This window comes from Pseudomonas sp. Root329, assembly GCF_001424925.1.
Lineage (GTDB): Bacteria > Pseudomonadota > Gammaproteobacteria > Pseudomonadales > Pseudomonadaceae > Aquipseudomonas > Aquipseudomonas arabinosi.
In genome coordinates this window covers 38,371-53,737 of record NZ_LMCV01000017.1, presented here as the reverse complement: position 1 = coordinate 53,737, position 15,367 = coordinate 38,371, and the positions used below count along the sequence as shown (strand labels likewise).

Below are 15,367 nucleotides of genomic sequence, written 5' to 3'. Positions count from 1 at the left end.
CTCTCTCCTTCTCTGCCAGCTTACGAAAGGCTGGACATGTAGTCGTTGTAACCAAACTCACGAACCACCTCGACTGTACCGTCGAGTTGTTTCACTACGATGGACGGCATTTTCAGGCCGTTGAACCAGTTCTTCTTGACCATGGTGTAACCCGCTGCGTCGATGAACGACAGCCGATCCCCGATCGCCAGCGGACGATCAAATTGATACTCACCGAAAATGTCTCCGGCCAGGCAGGATTTGCCGCACACCATGTACGTGTGCTCGCCATCGCTGGGCGCCAGCTTGGCATTCAGGCGATAGATCAGCAGATCGAGCATATGCGCTTCGATGGAGCTGTCCACAACCGCCAGGTGCTTGCCGTTGTAGAGGGTGTCGAGCACGGTGACTTCCAGCGACGCGCTCTGCGTGATGGCCGCTTCGCCTGGTTCCAGGTAGACCTGCACGCCGTATTTCTGCGAGAAGGCCTTGAGGCGCGCGCAGAACTCGTCGATCGCATAGCCTTCGCCAGTGAAGTGGATACCGCCACCGAGGCTGACCCACTCGACCTTGTGCAGCAAGTCGCCGAAGCGTTCTTCGATGGTGCACAGCATCTGGTCGAACAGGCCGAAATCACCGTTCTCGCAGTTGTTGTGGAACATGAAGCCAGAGATCTGATCGATGACCTGCTCGATCTTCACCGGGTCCCACTCGCCCAGACGGCTGAACGGACGCGCCGGATCGGCTAGCAGGTAATCCGAGCTGCTCACCTGCGGATTGACCCGCAGACCGCGCACTTTGCCTGCTGAAGCCTCGGCGTAGCGCTGCAACTGGCCGATGGAGTTGAAGATGATCTTGTCGCAGTTGTCGAGCATCTCCTCGATTTCGTCGTCGGCCCAGGCCACGCTGTAGGCATGGGTCTCGCCAGCGAACTTCTGTCGACCGAGCTTGAGCTCATAGAGCGACGACGACGTGGTGCCGTCCATGTATTGCTGCATCAGGTCGAACACCGACCAGGTGGCGAAGCACTTGAGTGCCAGGAGCGCCTTGGCCCCGGATTGTTCGCGCACATAGGCGATCTTCTGCATGTTCGCCAGCAGCTTTTGTTTATCGATGAGGTAGTACGGCGTTTTGATCATTTCGAGGCGCCTCCGGCAAGGCCAGCCAAAAAAGGATGCGCATTGTGCCTTCACTCGCTGCATATCGAAAGAGCAGGAAGCGCTCTCCACGCGAAACGTGACTCAATTTTAGTCCCAGGCCCCGTCACATCGCCGCGCTACTGATCCCGCCACAGATTCGCTACTATGTTTGACCGTTAGCTTTACCGTCAGCTTTCCTTAATCTGGAGCCCGAATGCCTAATCAAAAGGACATCGCCGCCGAAAGCGGCGCACCGATGATTCCTGAACAGCGCCGTGAATTGATGCTGCGACAGTTGCGCAAGCATCAGGTGCTGAGCGTGCATCAGTTGATGGAAATGTTCGACTGTTCGCACATGACCATACGTCGCGATATCGCGCTGCTGGAGCAGGAAGGTCGTGCCTATTCGGTAACGGGTGGGGTGCGGATCGCCAGCCAGCTCCACAGTGAGCCCAGCCATCAGTTCAAGGCGGTGGTCGAGTTGCCACAGAAGCAGTCCATGGCCAAGCTCGCCGCCCGGCTACTGCATGCCGATATGACGATCTACCTGGATGCGGGAACCAGCACGCTGGAAATCGTCCCCTACATCAAGGCGCTGTCCGGCATGACCGTGGTGACTAACGACTTCGGCATTGTCCAGGCGCTGATCGACGCCCCCCATGTCACGGTGATTCATACCGGCGGGCAGCTGGACCACTCCAATCAATCGTGCGTGGGTGGCCTGGCGGTGGCCACCTTGCGCCAGGTCGTCACCGACATCGCGTTCATATCGACCAGCTCATGGGATTTGCGTCGCGGCCTCACCACGCCTTCGGCCCTGAAGGTGGAGGTGAAACAAGCCGCGATGCAGTCGGCCTCGCAAGTGGTGCTGGTGGCCAGCAGTTCGAAATACGGCACGTTCAGCATGTACAAGATTGCCGGGCTAGAGCAGTTCGATATTATCCTCAGCGACGATGCATTGACCCCGGCCGCGGCCGATGGCATTCGCAAGCAGGGAGTCGAACTGTTGCTGCCTTCTGATAGCAACGCGTAGGGCGTTAGCGCGCCTTCCAGTCACGCAGCCACTGCAAGCCGGCCGACGTGTTGCCACGCGGCCGGTATTCGCACCCTACCCAGCCGTCATAACCCAACTGGTCGATCAACTCGAACAGATAGGGATAGTTAACTTCTCCCAGGTCCGGCTCATGTCGATCCGGCACGCCGGCGATCTGGATGTGGCCAATGCCGTCGAAGTCCCGACGCAGTTTGGTGGCCAGGTCACCTTCGACGATCTGGCAGTGGTAGCAGTCGAACTGAACCTTCAGGTTACTGGCGCCCACTTCCTTGCAGATGGCCTGCGCCTGGTCCTGCCGGTTGAGGAAAAAGCCCGGCATGTCTCGTGTATTGATCGGTTCCAGCAGCACCGTGATACCGACCTTGGCCGCCTGGGCCGTGGCATAGGCCAGGTTTTCCAGATAAATGGCGTGATGCCGTGCCCGATCACTCTCGGAAGGCAGCAGGCCGGCCATGACATGGATGCGCGAGTTACCCAGCACGCCGGCGTACTCCAGGGCACGATCAAAGCCGCTACGAAATTCACTCTCACGACCCGGCAACGACACCGTGCCCCGCTCGCTCGCCGCCCAATCACCGGGCGGCGCGTTGAACAGTGCCTGCACCAGGCCGTTGTCGCTCAAGCGCTGTTTGAGTTCTTCAGCGCTGTAGTCGTAGGGGAACAGATACTCCACCGCTTCGAAACCATCGGCGGCCGCGGCGGCGAATCGATCCAGAAACGCATGTTCCGGGTAGAGCATGCTGAGGTTGGCAGCAAAACGAGGCATGGTAGCTCCTGAGATTAAGAGTTAGACAAACGGCCAGATCAGCAGGGTAATACAGAAACCCAAAGTGCCGAGCAAGGTGGTCAACACCGTCCAGGTGCGCAAGCCGTCGGCCACGCTCAGTCCGGACAGCTTGGTGAAGATCCAGTAACCGGCGTCATTGATATGGGACATGGCCAACCCGCCACCGCCCATGGCCAGGCACAGCAGCGCCATGTGGTTCGGGGTGAGATTGAGGGTCGCAATCAGCGGGCTGATGATGCCGGCAGTGGTCACCAGCGCCACCGTCGTCGAGCCCTGCACCGCGCGCAACAGCAGGGTCAGCAGAAAGCCCAGCGCCAGCACCGGCAGACCGGTGGTGCGCAGCATGTCGGAGACCACGGCGCCGATTCCGGTATCCACCAACACTTTGCCAAACACCCCGCCGGCACCGGCAATCAGGATCACCATGGCCACACCGGGCAAGGCCGAACCGATCACGTCGGACACCTGAGTCCGGCTCCAGCCCCGACGCGAACCCAGCAACCAGGCACACAGCAAGGTGTCGAGCAGCAGCGCCACCAGCGGCGCGCCGAGCACGGTCATGATGCCGCGCAGGGTCGATTCAGCAGGCAGCAACGAGGTGGACAATGTTCCCAGCAGAATCAGAATGATGGGCAGCACGATCAGGCTGACGATCAGACCAAACCCCGGTGGGGGTGCCGGCGGCAACTTGGAAACGATGCTGCTGGTGGACTCTTCCAGGCCCATGTGCGACACGGCCACAGCCGCTCGCTCAGTGCTCTTGCCGTTGCCATTGGACCAGGCGGCCAGATCCTCGTTGGTGACATGCGGGCCATAGACCTCGGCACGAATATCGTCGGTCATCGGGTACACCCGACGGGTCATGCGCCCGGCCACGCGGTAGCCGACATAGCAAAGGAACGCAGTCAGCGGCAGGCCGAACATCAGCACGCGACCCAGGTCCGCGCCCAACTGACTGGCAGCGGCCACGGCGCCTGGGTGTGGCGGCAGGAAGGCATGTACGGTCAGCAACGCAGCGCACATCGGCAGCGCAAACACCAACAGCGGCTTACGCGCACTGCGCGCAATACCATAGGCCAGCGGCATCAGGATGATCACGCCGACCTCGAAGAACACCGGCACCCCGACCATGAACCCGGCAATCGTCAGCGCCAGCGGTGTACGCCGGTTGCCGAAACGAGTGATCAGGGTCTTGGCCAGCGCCTCGGCACCACCGGAGAGTTCGATGATCCGCCCGATCATCGCGCCCAGGGCAATGATGATCGCGATATGACCCAGGGTCTTGCCCATGCCGCCTTCGATGGTCGCCACCAGATCGGCCGGTTTCACCCCGGCCACCAGCGCCACCAGAATGCTCACCAGCATCAACGCTACGAAGGGCTGGAACTTGTACTTGAGCACCAGGAACAACAACAGCGCGATGCCCATCCCTGCGGTAATCATCAGGACTAAAGGGCTCATTTCAGAACCCCTCCACGCCGGGTAAACAAAACGGTTCTGCCACTGAATCTGAAAATGCCGCCGTGAAGGTGAGTCATGCTTGGATTTCCTGTTGTTATTGTTTTTTCAGGCAAGCCGGGTCCATCGAGAGTCGCTGCGCGTCTCATGTACAGGGCCTGCTGTATCGATTTGTGGTGTTAAGCCAGCGCTTTACCAGGTCGCGCCGAAGGTCTCTCGCAACTCGTCCAGAGCCGACTGGTCGAGAGGTTCCGGTTTGGGATCGCTCATCAGCCAGAGCCGCGCAGTTTCCTCAAGCTCCTCCAGGGCGTAACTGGCCCTGGAGACCGAACTCTCCCAGACCACCGGGCCAAGCCGTTCGAGCATCACGCCACGAACACTATTGGCCAGTTGCGCGACTTGCTCGGCAACCTTCGGCGAACCGGGTCGCTGGTAGCCAATCAACGGGATATGCCCGACCTTCATGACCTGATAGGGCGTCAGCGGCGGCAGGATGTCGTCCGCCTGCCAGACACCGGCCAGCGTCAACGCCACCAGATGAGTGGAATGGGTATGCACCACGCCGCCGACACTCGGGTTGCGGTCGTAGACCTGACGATGCAGCGCCAGGGTCTTTGAAGGCTTGTCACCGGACACCCATTCGCCGGCAAGGTTGACCTTGGCGATAGTCGCGGGATCGAGGCGCCCGAGGCAGACATCGGTCGGCGTGATCAACCAGCCATCGTCCAGACGCGCGCTGATATTGCCGGCGCTGCCGACGGTGTAACCGCGCTGGTAAAGGCTACGGCCAACCTCGCAAATTTCCTCACGCAGGGCGCTTTCGTTGCTCATTGCGCACCTCCCGCGAGTTGGTTCAAGGCTTTGCTGAAGAAGTCGCGGCCACCGAAGTTGCCCGATTTGAGTGCCAACGCCAAAGGTTCGTCAGTACTGCTGACGGTCGCCGGCACACCCGGATCGATCTGCGCGCCAATCTGCAGCAGCTGTACGCCCAACGCCTGAACCACAGCGCCCGAGGTTTCTCCGCCGGCGATCACGAAGCGGCGCACGCCGCTCTGGCGCAGACCTTGGGCAATTTCGCCAAAGGCGTTTTCCACCAGACTGCCAGCCTGCTCGACACCCAGTTGCTGTTGCACCGACTTGACCTCATCCGGTGAGCTGGTGGCGTAGATCAATACGGTTTGTTCGTTATCACGGGCGAAGGTCAAGGCTTGCGCCACCACCGGTTCACCCGCCGCCAAGGCCAACGGATCAATGCGCAAGGCCGGCCGCCCGGCTTCGAGCCAGGCCGCCACTTGCCCATTGGTGGCGATCGACGCACTGCCGGCCAACACCACTTCCCCGCCGAATACCGCCGGGAGCTTCGAGGCATCGAGGTCGCGCAGCTTGCCGGCGCGACGGAAATTTTCCGGCAAACCCAGGGCCAGCCCCGAACCACCCGTCAACAAGGGCAGATCGGCACAGGCAGTACCGAGGGTGTACAGATCGCTGTCCGACAAGGCATCAGCGATGGCCATGCCGACACCTTGAGCCCTCAGCTCTGCGATTCGCGCACGCACCTGCTCAGTGCCGCGGGCAATGGTGTCGTAGCGCAACAGACCGACATTCAGACCGGTCTGCGATTGCAGGACCCGAACCAGGTTGGCATCGGTCATCGGCGTCAGCGGGTGATGCTGCATGCCCGACTCGCTGAGTAGTTGATCCTGCACAAACAAGTGGCCGCGAAAGATCGTCCGGCCATTCTCCGGGAACGCCGGACAGGCCAGGGTGAAGTCGCTACCGAGCGCCGCCAGCAGCGCTTCACTGACCTGACCGATATTGCCAGCCGCGGTGGAGTCGAACGTCGAGCAGTATTTGAAGAAGATCTGCTCGCAGCCTTGTTCGCGCAGCCAGGCCAGCGCTGCGAGAGACTGTTCGACCGCGTCGGCGACAGGAATGGTGCGCGACTTCAGGGCAATGACGATCGCGTCGGCGTCAAGCCCGGCAGCAACGTCTGCGCTCGGGATTCCGATGCTTTGCACGGTACGCATTCCGCCGCGTACCAGCATGTTGGCAAGGTCCGTGGCACCGGTGAAATCATCGGCGATGCAGCCCAGCAGCGGGCGTGCGGTGGAGGTAGTCATGGGGTGTTCCTCAAACGGGCTCGGGCTTCAAACGGACTGGGGCTTGGCAGTCGGCAATTCGATGCCCGGGAAAATCTTGATCACCGCCGAGTCATCCTCACGACCGAAGCCGGCACTGGATGCCTGCATGAACATTTGGTGAGCGGTGGCCGACAGCGGCAGCGGGAATTTGCTGGCCCGGGCGGTATCCAGCACCAGGCCCAGGTCCTTGACGAAAATATCCACCGCGGACAACGGTGTGTAGTCAGCCTTGAGAATGTGCGGTACGCGGTTTTCGAACATCCAGGAATTACCGGCGCTATGGGTGATCACCTCATACAGCGCATCGGCATCGACCCCTTCACGCAGGCCCAGCGCCATGGCTTCGGCAGAGGCGGCAATATGCACCCCGGCGAGCAGCTGGTTGATGATTTTGACCTTCGACCCCAGGCCATGGACGTCACCCAGGCGATACACCTTGCCGGCCATGCCCGCCAGGATTGACTCAGCCTTGCTATAGGCGTCGGCCGGACCCGACGTCATCATGGTCATCTCGCCAGCGGCAGCCTTGGCGGCGCCACCGGAAATCGGTGCATCCAGATACAGCAGGCCCAGCGCAGCCAGGCGCTGGCCCAGATCCACCGCGTAAGTCGGGGCTACGGTGGCGCAGCCGATCACCAGACTGCCCGGCCGCAGTGCGGCCACGGCACCACCCTCACCAAACAGTACGGTTTCGGTCTGCTCGGCGTTAACCACCACGGTCACTATCACGTCGCACTCAGCGGCCATGTGCGATGGCGAAGAGCAAGCCACACCGCCCTCCCCGGCAAACTGTTCAGTCACCGCAGCCCGCACATCACAGGCATGCACATTGAAACCGCTGCGCAACAACGAGCGAGCAATACCCAGGCCCATCGCGCCCAGACCGACAACACCGACATTCTTGTTATTCATGGGGTACTCCAGTGGAAAGCAGCGACTGCTTGCGCACCTGCGAGGCGCAGACATTGGCCGCGTTGTAGAGAGGGCTGCGGTAGACAGGATCAGCGCCGAGCGGATAAACCCGCTGAGGGGCGCTGTCATTCAGCACATGAGTCGGGATCTCATCGAACATCAAGGCCATCCTGTTTTTGTCGTGTTATCAGGTTGTCATACCGGCTGATGAAGATCATCTACCAATGATCAGATTATGTGAAGTATTTTTTCAATCTAACATTTTTTAACATGGCTTCCGCCGCACCCTCCTACAACCCGGCCAACGCCGGGAGTGGCAAGTTTTGAGCACTGACTTACACTGCGATACACCCAATGCGAACGAATGAATGTTCAATAGATCGATAGGTTCCATGGCAATCCGGGGATCACGTAATCATCTGGGTGAAGCCAACATGAAAACGGTCACGACCCTTTTCACCTGTCTGCTCGCTGCCAGCGTTTGCGCGGCGACGAGCACCTGCGCGAATGCTGCGTCGTTCAAGACCAGCTTCGACTGCGCCACGGCAAGGGCATCCGTCGAAAAGCTTATCTGTCGCGATCCGCAACTGGCGCAGATGGATATCGAATTGACGCGTCTTTATCGCCTGGCGCTCACAGATGAACGTTCAGTACCGCGGCCAGACAAAGTCTTGATCGACCAGCAGTTCTGGATCGACTCCCGTAATCAGTGTGCCTCGGACCGTGAGCCCAAGGCGTGCACGATCCGAAGTTATGCCGAGCGCGCGCACCAGCTACGCCAAGGCTCGGCCATTGTGAGAACCAAGGACCCAAACAGGCTCACCGAAGGCCCCTTGGCTTTTCGTTGTACCGGGTTTAACGCACTGATTGCCGCCACCTTCTTCAACACGCAGCCAGGTGTCGTGTACCTGAAATGGGCGAACGCCTCGATCACCCTGAGCCAGGTGCCGAGTGATTCGGGAACCCAATACACTGGCAAGGATTCCCAGGGGAACTACCGCTTCTGGCAAGACGGCGCGGGGGTGATTTTCCAGAAGCCAGGTTCAGGGGCGATGAGTTGTACGGCCGAGCCGGTCAGCTGATTTTTTGGCGCAAGTGCACAAGAGCGAGTATGTCGGTGGAGCAATCTCACACCCTAGAGGTAACGCAATATGAACATCGAATTGCCTGAACCCATCGCCAGCTACCTTGCAGCGGAGAAGAGTCACGACGCCGAGATGCTGGACCGCTGCTTCGCCACAGATGCCGTGGTTCGCGACGAAAGCCGGACGTACAAAGGACTGGAGGCCATCAAAACCTGGAAGCAAGCTTCCCAGGCCAAGTACCAATACAGCGTCGAACCCTTGAGCAGCTCACAGGAAGGGCAAACCGTTACCCTGCTCGCCCGGCTAAGCGGAAACTTTCCTGGCAGCCCTGTCGAGCTCACCTACACCTTCGAACTCGCCGAAGGCAAGATCGCGTCTCTGGATATTTCCTGATGCCAGTCAGTTAAGCCGTAACGCGATCTGTAGCAGCTGCCGAGCCTGCGAGGCTGCGTTCGGCTGCGAAGCAGTCGTGAAACCTGCCCGCGAGGTAGTCCTGAAGAACCGCACTGCCTGATTTCACGACTGCTTCGCAGCCGAACGCAGGCTTCGCCAGCTGCTACAAAGTATGCGCTGCAACTGAAATTGCTTAACTGACTGGCATTAGGCAGAGCGCCGACCTCTCTCACGTATTCGGCGATTTATGCCACGGATAGCCTTTCGCGCTGAGTTGAAAGGCGTAATCGAACAAGCGCTTCATGTACTCGCCATCGAATTTATGAGCGCGAGAAGTATCAAAATCGGAGCCGATGTACGCCAGATTGAAGTCCGCCCCATCCTGCTGTGCAATTCGGTAAATGCGATCCAGATCGCTGATCCCCTGAGTCTGGATCAATGCGCTGATGGCGCGACCGCCGATGCTCAAGGTGCGGCGCTTGGTTCCGGACCACTGCAACTCCAGTTTGCCGTTGCGAATGACATAGAAATGCCGTTCATCACGCAAGCGCGCCCCGGTCACTCGGTTCAGCGCCATCACGGTGCCGGGTGGGTAAAGGAACACCTGAGTCAGGACGCCTCCGTCCACGTGCATTTCCTGAAACTGTTGACCGTCAACCTCCACGTCGATCATGACGGGTGAGACGGCGCCGGGAATACTCATCGACGCGATCATGATGTTGCGAAACAGGTCGAGCGCGCCCGGTGCCTGGCTGGAGGCAATAGCGCCCATGTTCCAGGTGACCGGGCGTCCAGAATCAAGGTCGGTGGTGCCGATCATCAGCAGACGCCCTTTGGCGTATTCCGACGCGATCGCCGCAAGAACCTCGGCAGTGATGTGCTGTGCAATCAGCCGCGACAGAGGCTTGCTGTGCGCGATACCGTCACTGGCAAGGCGGGTCAGCACATTGCGCGCATGGAAAATGTCTTTTGGACCGACTGCATTGCAGATACCCAGAATGACACCGTCGTACTGGGGCCCCAGGTAGGCAAACGGGGCGACCAGGGCGCCAGCGCTAATGCCGGTGACGACTTTGAACACCGGTCGAGATCCATGCAGGGTCCATCCCGCAATGATGCCCCCCGCGAATGTGCCTGCATCGCCGCCCCCCGAAACGGCCAACATGCTTGCCAGCGGCAGGGTGTCATTGGGCATCCCTGCGCTGGCGAGCGCCTCCGCCTCTCGAAGGTTGGCCTGACTCACATCCCGAATGAACGGCGTCAGATCCTGGTCCAGCCAGTAACGGGCATCTGGAATGTCAGGGATGAGCGCTTTTTCAGTTAACGTTGGCGGCACCGCATCTCGGCGTTGCAGGCATGCTTGACGCAACATGTTCAGCGTTGAGGCGCTAGGTCTGAGCAGGAATGTTTTCACAACGCCGCCTCCGGCCCCTGCAATCGACAAAGAACGCGCTCAATGCAACGGCAAGACGCCTTGCCGATCACGCACGCTCCACACACCCATGACTACGTTCTCAATCAGGCGCCGGTCTTCTGAAGACCAGCAGTTTACCGGTGGCTCGCTGCACGACCTTGTCATCCTGATTGAGTGTTTCCATAAACAGGGTCACCACACCCCGATCCGGTTTGGAGCTGGATGGGTCGATGGCCTGCACGGTGCATTGCAGACGCAACAGGTCGTCCGGGTAGGTCGGCGTCGGCCAGCTCAACTCGATGCCCAGGCCGATGATCCCGTCTGCCAACGGCACGCTTTCCACCAGCAGTTTCATGGTCAGGGCGGCGGTATTCCAGCCACTGGCTGCCAGGCCACGAAACAGGCTCAGCTCGGCGAGCTCAGGATCGAGGTGAAACGGTTGCGGGTCGAACTCCTGAGCAAAGGCCAGCATCGACGCTCGATGGACACGCAGGCTGTCGCTTTCGAACTGCTGACCCAGGCTCAGGTCATCGAGGTAGAGTTTTTCCCAGGAATGGATGGTCATGATTCAACCCTCTCTAGGCGTACAGGCAGGCCGCCACTCACGTCCACGTTTTAGTCGTGTCGACGAAGCAGTGAGGATTCTGTGCAGTCATGGCGACAGCCCTGCTCGTCAGGGCGAGTGGCCTGAACATCTTTCATGCTAGCGCAAGCCCGGGCAGTCATAACGTTGGCGGGACGTTCGGTCTGTCTTGCGGCTGATCCTCCACCCATTGCCAGAACAACTGATAGCCGACCGCAAGCACCACCGGGCCGATGAACAACCCGAGGATGCCACTGGTGACCATGCCACCCAGGGCACCGATCAACACCACCGGCATCGGCACATCGACACCGCGCCCCAACAGCAAGGGCTTGAGTACGTTATCCACCAGGCCGGCAACGAACACATAGATGGCGAAGATGATGGTCCCCGTGCTGGCCCCCTCGGTGGCGAACACAAAGGCAATCACAGGCAGCGTAATCAGCGTCGCCGGTAATTGCATGATGCCGAGCAGCAGCACCGCCAAGGCAAGCAGCCCGGCACCGGGGACGCCCTTGATCACGAATCCGATGCCCACCAGCAGCATCTGGATGAAAGCGATGCCGACCACCCCCAGCGCGACCGCACGGATCGTTGCGGTACAGAGTTCGGCGATTTTCGGCCCCTTGCCCGGGTCGCTGATGCGTGAAGCGATCTGTACCGCGCTGCGGCTGCCGCTCTCGCCATAGGCCATGAAAATGCCGGCGATGATCAATGCAAAGATAAAGGTGAGGAAACCCATGCCGACGCCGGCCAGTTTGCCCAGGAAACTCACGCTGAAATGTTTTATCTGCGGCAGGTACTTCGCTGCCAGGTCGGGAAGATCGGTTGAGGCCTGCAGCCATAAAGCAGAGACCGACTTGCCCACTAACGGCCAGGCAGCGACTGAGTCGGCGGGTGGCGGAATATGGAAGCTACCATCCTTGACGGTGGTCATGGCATGCGCGACCGAATCGGCAATCGAGGTGACCAACAGATAGATCGGCACCATCAGCACAACGATAGCGATCAGCACAATCAGCGTCGCAATGTAGCCGTCTTTCTGACCCAGCGGCCCCTTGAGCCGCTCTTGCAGCGGGTAAAGGGTGATTGCCAGGATCAGCGACCACAGCATGAGGTCGCGGAACGGGCTGAAGATCTCAAAGCAGAACAGCACCAGTACGGCAATCAGTCCGGCACGGATCAAAACATCGAGCAGACTGCGTGTGAACGCCTTTTCGGAACTGGATGTGGGCACCATTGCTGCCTCCTTGCAGATTGCTGCAGAGGGATGAGATCGGTTAGCCCAGCATAGACGTTCATTAGAAAACGTGAGAAATCACCGCAGCTTCAGCGGATCGACCAGTTCAGCGGCGATGGCCATGCCCACCAGGTCCGGCAAGGTATTGGCCTGCATGCGTTTCATCACCCGCGAACGATACAAGTCGACGGTTTTTGCGCTCACGCCCAGTTGTTCAGCGATTTCACGGGTGGTGTAACCCTGGACCAGCGGCAGCAAGACATCGCGCTCCCGTGGGGTCAGTGTCAGCAAACGTGCCTGCAAGGCTTCATGGCCCTGATTGCCTGAGCGGTTTGCCGCGCAGTTGCTGAGCGCCTGCTGCACGCTGTCCAGCAGCAATTGCTCGTTATAGGGCTTCTCGATGAAGTCATGGGCGCCCGCCTTGAAGGCGCGAACCACGATCGGCACGTCCGCGTGCCCGCTGACGAAGATGATCGGCAGGTTCAGCTCACGTGTGCGCATTTCCTCCTGCACGTTCAAACCGCCCATGCCGGGCATGCGAACATCGAGCAGCACGCAGGCATCGAGCGTGGCATCACAGGCATTGAGAAATTCCACGCCACTGGTAAACGGCAAAGCCTTGAGCCCTACCGACTCCAATAACCAGACCGTTGAGTCGAGCATGCCTTGATCGTCGTCGACCACATACACCACGTGCTCCGTCACACCTGCCATTACGTTATTCCTGTTGTTGTTTTGTTGGGCCGGCCAGCGGCAAGCGGCAGCACATCAGCAGTCCGATCGGTTGGCGCAGGGCCTGCAATTCGCCACCGAAACCTTCGATGATGCTGCGGCTCATGGACAAGCCAAGTCCCAGGCCATCGGCCTTGCTGGTATAGAACGGGGTAAATATCTGCTCCAGTTCGGGCTCGCTGACGCCCGGTCCCTGGTCTTGCACACTGATTTCCACGGTTGCACCACCGCCCTGCTCCGCAGCCATCACGATCAGTGACGGTTGCCCCGGATGTTGTTCGCGGTTGGCGTCGATGGCATTGCGCAACAGATTGAGCAGCACCTGCTCCAGCAGCACCCGGTCGGCATAAATCGGCGGCAGATTATCCGGCAGGCGATCCTCGATTGTCACTTGGCAATTGCTCGCTTCCCAGGCACACAAACGCACGGCCTCGCGGGCGACGTCGGTGAAATTCAGGGCCTGCATCCGGCGTTGTCCCTTGCGCAGAAACGCGCGCAAACGTCTGATCACTTCTGAGGCATGCGTGGCGTGATGGGTAATGCGTTCCAGCCCTTGCGCCACTCGGGCGGCGGCCTGGGGATTGGAATCCAGGGTCTGTAAGTAGCGCTGGCTGGCATTGGCATAATTGACCACCGCCGCCAACGGCTGGTTGATTTCGTGAGCGATGCCCGAGGCCAATTCACCCAGGGTGACCAACCGCGCGGTGTGCGCCAGTTCGTCCTGATGGCGGCGCTGCTGCACTTCACGCAGTTCACGCTCGGTCATGTCCCGCGCCACCAAGGAGTAATAACGCTCGCCACCGGCCGAGCGGTGCGCCAGCAACACCAGCGATACCGGCACTGAAGTGCCGCCACCCGGTGGCTGCAATCGCGCATCGGTGCTCCAGACGCCATCGCGTTCGGCGCTGCTCCAGCCATCACGCTGTAGACGTGTCAGGTCGGCGCTGGTGAACAATTCTGCCAACGCCGGCATCGGTTGTTGCTCGTCGATCCCGAGAATGCGCCGCGCCGCTGGATTGAGATAAGTGACTTGCCCCTCGGGGTCGATGAACAACACCGGATCGGTGTTGGCCTCGACCACCTCAGCCAGACGCCGCTTGTTCTCTTCGGCTTGCACCCGGGCGGTGATATCCCGGGACACGCTGACCACTTCGACCACCGTTCCGGTGTAGGTTTCACGAATCGCCCGGCTCGCGGTTTCAAACCACAAGTAATGCCCGTCTCGATGACGAATGCGATAGGTCATCGTGTGATAACCGTCCTGCTCCAGGGCATCCCGTGCGCGCTGCACCAGACTGGCCAGGTCCTGACCATGGAACAAACCCTGGGCCATTTGCCCGCGCAACTCTTCCGGCCAATAACCGAGCAATGTCCAGGACGCGGGTGAGGCATCCAGAAAGCGTCCGTCCGGTGTGTGTCGGGAAATCAGGTCGGTGGTGTTCTCGATGATCAACCTGTACAGCCGCCGCGCCGTGGCTGCTTCGCGCTCGGCCAACACTTGTGCCGTGGCATCGCGGCAACGGGCGAGTACACGGTTGTCCTGGGGATCGGGGATAAACGTCCAGATCAGGATCTGCGCTTCGAACTGGGCTTCGACCCCTTCGATGGCGCGTTGCTGGTCGAGGCAGGCACGGACCAGCACCCGGTGATTCACCGGCAAAAAGCCCAGCACCTCGGTCAACGGTTTTTCGGCCAGCAACGCCAGCAGCGCCGCATTGAATTCCAGCGGTCGGCCCTGGGCATCGAGCAATAGACTCGGTTGCGGATCGTGGCCCAACAGCGGTGAGCCACGCAGCATGCCGTTGACGCTGCTCAGCAAGGTCGTCAGCAAATCCTGCACCCAACCCAGCCAATCAAGACTCACGCCCTCGCACACTTCCACCAGCAACAACCCCGGCTGCCCCGGTTGCAAGGCCAGATCAAACACCTGGCCATGACTGATGGCGGCCCGACGCAATCGACCGGACAACCAGCAATCGAGTTGCCGCACTTGCGGCAGATCGAGGCGCCCCGCCTCGACCAGCCGATCAAACAGCAACTGATCGCTGGCCAGCGATGGGTCGCCCAGGCCCGGTGGAAAATGCTGGGCGGCGCCCTCGTGGCTGTAAATCCGCGCATTGGCTTGCCAACTCAGATAAACCGCCCGGCGCACCTCGGGACACTCCTGCAGCGCACGGCACAATGCATCGGCCCGGGCGGCCAGAGACACACCCTCGCGCTGCAGGCGCAACCAGCTGTGCAATCGAACGGGAGTCAGGGTCATCACAGGTCCGCTTCGTTGGGGAAGCCAAGGATATACCGGCCTTGGCGGTGTGACTGTATTGATTTAGAACAGAAAGAATCAAATATAGTACATATACTATATGACGTAGGTTGTACTTCCATATCAGTAGCTGAATGTTATATAAAGCAAGCCGGACATAAAAGGTGCCCTCAGCGGCGACGCTGCA

The 15,367-nt window shown here is 60.0% G+C and carries 15 protein-coding genes; 3 read left to right on the top strand and 12 right to left on the bottom strand.

Annotated elements, in window-relative coordinates:
- Window positions 1-20 precede the first annotated feature (20 nt).
- Window positions 21-1,118, bottom strand: a complete 1,098-nt coding sequence (gene nspC, locus ASC74_RS15790; protein WP_056742288.1) for a carboxynorspermidine decarboxylase — start codon at window positions 1,116-1,118, stop codon at window positions 21-23.
- Between the two features lie 214 nt (window positions 1,119-1,332).
- On the opposite strand from nspC, the gene ASC74_RS15785 reads away from it, so the two are divergent.
- Window positions 1,333-2,151, top strand: a complete 819-nt coding sequence (locus ASC74_RS15785) for a DeoR/GlpR family DNA-binding transcription regulator (protein WP_056742286.1) — start codon at window positions 1,333-1,335, stop codon at window positions 2,149-2,151.
- A gap of 4 nt (window positions 2,152-2,155) precedes the next feature.
- Here ASC74_RS15785 and otnI read toward each other — a convergent pair whose 3' ends face one another.
- The 6 genes from otnI to ASC74_RS31870 form a co-directional block, all read right to left on the bottom strand.
- On the bottom strand, window positions 2,156-2,938 hold the full coding sequence (otnI, locus tag ASC74_RS15780; RefSeq protein ID WP_056742284.1) for a 2-oxo-tetronate isomerase: 783 nt from the start codon (window positions 2,936-2,938) through the stop codon (window positions 2,156-2,158).
- 21 nt (window positions 2,939-2,959) lie between these two features.
- On the bottom strand, window positions 2,960-4,420 hold the full coding sequence (locus ASC74_RS15775; protein ID WP_056742282.1) for a GntT/GntP/DsdX family permease: 1,461 nt from the start codon (window positions 4,418-4,420) through the stop codon (window positions 2,960-2,962).
- 189 nt (window positions 4,421-4,609) lie between these two features.
- Window positions 4,610-5,248 carry a 3-oxo-tetronate 4-phosphate decarboxylase gene (otnC, locus tag ASC74_RS15770; protein ID WP_056742280.1) on the bottom strand — a complete coding sequence of 213 codons (639 nt, stop codon included), beginning with the start codon at window positions 5,246-5,248 and terminating at the stop codon, window positions 4,610-4,612.
- Window positions 5,245-6,537: a 3-oxo-tetronate kinase gene (gene otnK / locus ASC74_RS15765; protein ID WP_056742278.1), complete on the bottom strand. Its 1,293-nt coding sequence runs from the start codon at window positions 6,535-6,537 to the stop codon at window positions 5,245-5,247. The genes otnC and otnK overlap by 4 nt, the downstream gene beginning before the upstream one ends.
- Window positions 6,538-6,564: 27 nt before the next feature.
- Window positions 6,565-7,470 (bottom strand): L-threonate dehydrogenase, encoded by a 906-nt coding sequence (ltnD, locus tag ASC74_RS15760; protein WP_046049850.1) that lies wholly within the window; start codon window positions 7,468-7,470, stop codon window positions 6,565-6,567.
- Window positions 7,463-7,630, bottom strand: coding sequence for a hypothetical protein (locus ASC74_RS31870; RefSeq protein WP_177338862.1), 168 nt, complete (start codon window positions 7,628-7,630; stop codon window positions 7,463-7,465). The genes ltnD and ASC74_RS31870 overlap by 8 nt, the downstream gene beginning before the upstream one ends.
- Before the next feature lie 274 nt (window positions 7,631-7,904).
- Between ASC74_RS31870 and ASC74_RS15755 the strand changes: the two genes are divergently transcribed.
- Window positions 7,905-8,552, top strand: coding sequence for an MliC family protein (locus ASC74_RS15755; RefSeq protein ID WP_056742329.1), 648 nt, complete (start codon window positions 7,905-7,907; stop codon window positions 8,550-8,552).
- A 69-nt stretch (window positions 8,553-8,621) separates the two neighbouring features.
- The gene (locus ASC74_RS15750) at window positions 8,622-8,948 is read left to right on the top strand and encodes a nuclear transport factor 2 family protein (RefSeq protein ID WP_056742276.1); all 327 of its coding nucleotides are present in this window, start codon (window positions 8,622-8,624) and stop codon (window positions 8,946-8,948) included.
- Between the two features lie 229 nt (window positions 8,949-9,177).
- Here ASC74_RS15750 and ASC74_RS15745 read toward each other — a convergent pair whose 3' ends face one another.
- The 5 genes from ASC74_RS15745 to ASC74_RS15725 all read right to left on the bottom strand — a co-directional run bounded on the left by ASC74_RS15745 (window position 9,178) and on the right by ASC74_RS15725 (window position 15,180).
- Window positions 9,178-10,362, bottom strand: a complete 1,185-nt coding sequence (locus tag ASC74_RS15745; protein WP_056742274.1) for a patatin-like phospholipase family protein — start codon at window positions 10,360-10,362, stop codon at window positions 9,178-9,180.
- A 100-nt stretch (window positions 10,363-10,462) separates the two neighbouring features.
- Window positions 10,463-10,927, bottom strand: coding sequence for a MaoC family dehydratase (locus ASC74_RS15740; protein ID WP_056742272.1), 465 nt, complete (start codon window positions 10,925-10,927; stop codon window positions 10,463-10,465).
- 157 nt (window positions 10,928-11,084) lie between these two features.
- Window positions 11,085-12,185 carry an AI-2E family transporter gene (locus tag ASC74_RS15735; protein WP_056742270.1) on the bottom strand — a complete coding sequence of 367 codons (1,101 nt, stop codon included), beginning with the start codon at window positions 12,183-12,185 and terminating at the stop codon, window positions 11,085-11,087.
- Between the two features lie 78 nt (window positions 12,186-12,263).
- On the bottom strand, window positions 12,264-12,899 hold the full coding sequence (locus ASC74_RS15730; RefSeq protein WP_046049845.1) for a response regulator transcription factor: 636 nt from the start codon (window positions 12,897-12,899) through the stop codon (window positions 12,264-12,266).
- Between the two features lie 4 nt (window positions 12,900-12,903).
- The gene (locus tag ASC74_RS15725) at window positions 12,904-15,180 is read right to left on the bottom strand and encodes a PAS domain-containing sensor histidine kinase (protein ID WP_056742269.1); all 2,277 of its coding nucleotides are present in this window, start codon (window positions 15,178-15,180) and stop codon (window positions 12,904-12,906) included.
- Window positions 15,181-15,367 lie beyond the last annotated feature (187 nt).

What these genes read in the sequence shown, in the direction of transcription:
- otnI (WP_056742284.1), bottom strand. Translation starts at nt 2,938, where the DNA reads ATGCCTCGTTTTGCTGCCAACCTCAGCATGCTCTACCCGGAACATGCG.
- ASC74_RS15775 (WP_056742282.1), bottom strand. Translation starts at nt 4,420, where the DNA reads ATGAGCCCTTTAGTCCTGATGATTACCGCAGGGATGGGCATCGCGCTG.
- ASC74_RS15730 (WP_046049845.1), bottom strand. Translation starts at nt 12,899, where the DNA reads ATGGCAGGTGTGACGGAGCACGTGGTGTATGTGGTCGACGACGATCAA.
- ASC74_RS15785 (WP_056742286.1), top strand. Translation starts at nt 1,333, where the DNA reads ATGCCTAATCAAAAGGACATCGCCGCCGAAAGCGGCGCACCGATGATT.
- ASC74_RS15740 (WP_056742272.1), bottom strand. Translation starts at nt 10,927, where the DNA reads ATGACCATCCATTCCTGGGAAAAACTCTACCTCGATGACCTGAGCCTG.
- ASC74_RS31870 (WP_177338862.1), bottom strand. Translation starts at nt 7,630, where the DNA reads ATGTTCGATGAGATCCCGACTCATGTGCTGAATGACAGCGCCCCTCAG.
- nspC (WP_056742288.1), bottom strand. Translation starts at nt 1,118, where the DNA reads ATGATCAAAACGCCGTACTACCTCATCGATAAACAAAAGCTGCTGGCG.
- otnK (WP_056742278.1), bottom strand. Translation starts at nt 6,537, where the DNA reads ATGACTACCTCCACCGCACGCCCGCTGCTGGGCTGCATCGCCGATGAT.
- ASC74_RS15725 (WP_056742269.1), bottom strand. Translation starts at nt 15,180, where the DNA reads ATGACCCTGACTCCCGTTCGATTGCACAGCTGGTTGCGCCTGCAGCGC.
- otnC (WP_056742280.1), bottom strand. Translation starts at nt 5,248, where the DNA reads ATGAGCAACGAAAGCGCCCTGCGTGAGGAAATTTGCGAGGTTGGCCGT.
- ltnD (WP_046049850.1), bottom strand. Translation starts at nt 7,470, where the DNA reads ATGAATAACAAGAATGTCGGTGTTGTCGGTCTGGGCGCGATGGGCCTG.
- ASC74_RS15755 (WP_056742329.1), top strand. Translation starts at nt 7,905, where the DNA reads ATGAAAACGGTCACGACCCTTTTCACCTGTCTGCTCGCTGCCAGCGTT.
- ASC74_RS15735 (WP_056742270.1), bottom strand. Translation starts at nt 12,185, where the DNA reads ATGGTGCCCACATCCAGTTCCGAAAAGGCGTTCACACGCAGTCTGCTC.
- ASC74_RS15750 (WP_056742276.1), top strand. Translation starts at nt 8,622, where the DNA reads ATGAACATCGAATTGCCTGAACCCATCGCCAGCTACCTTGCAGCGGAG.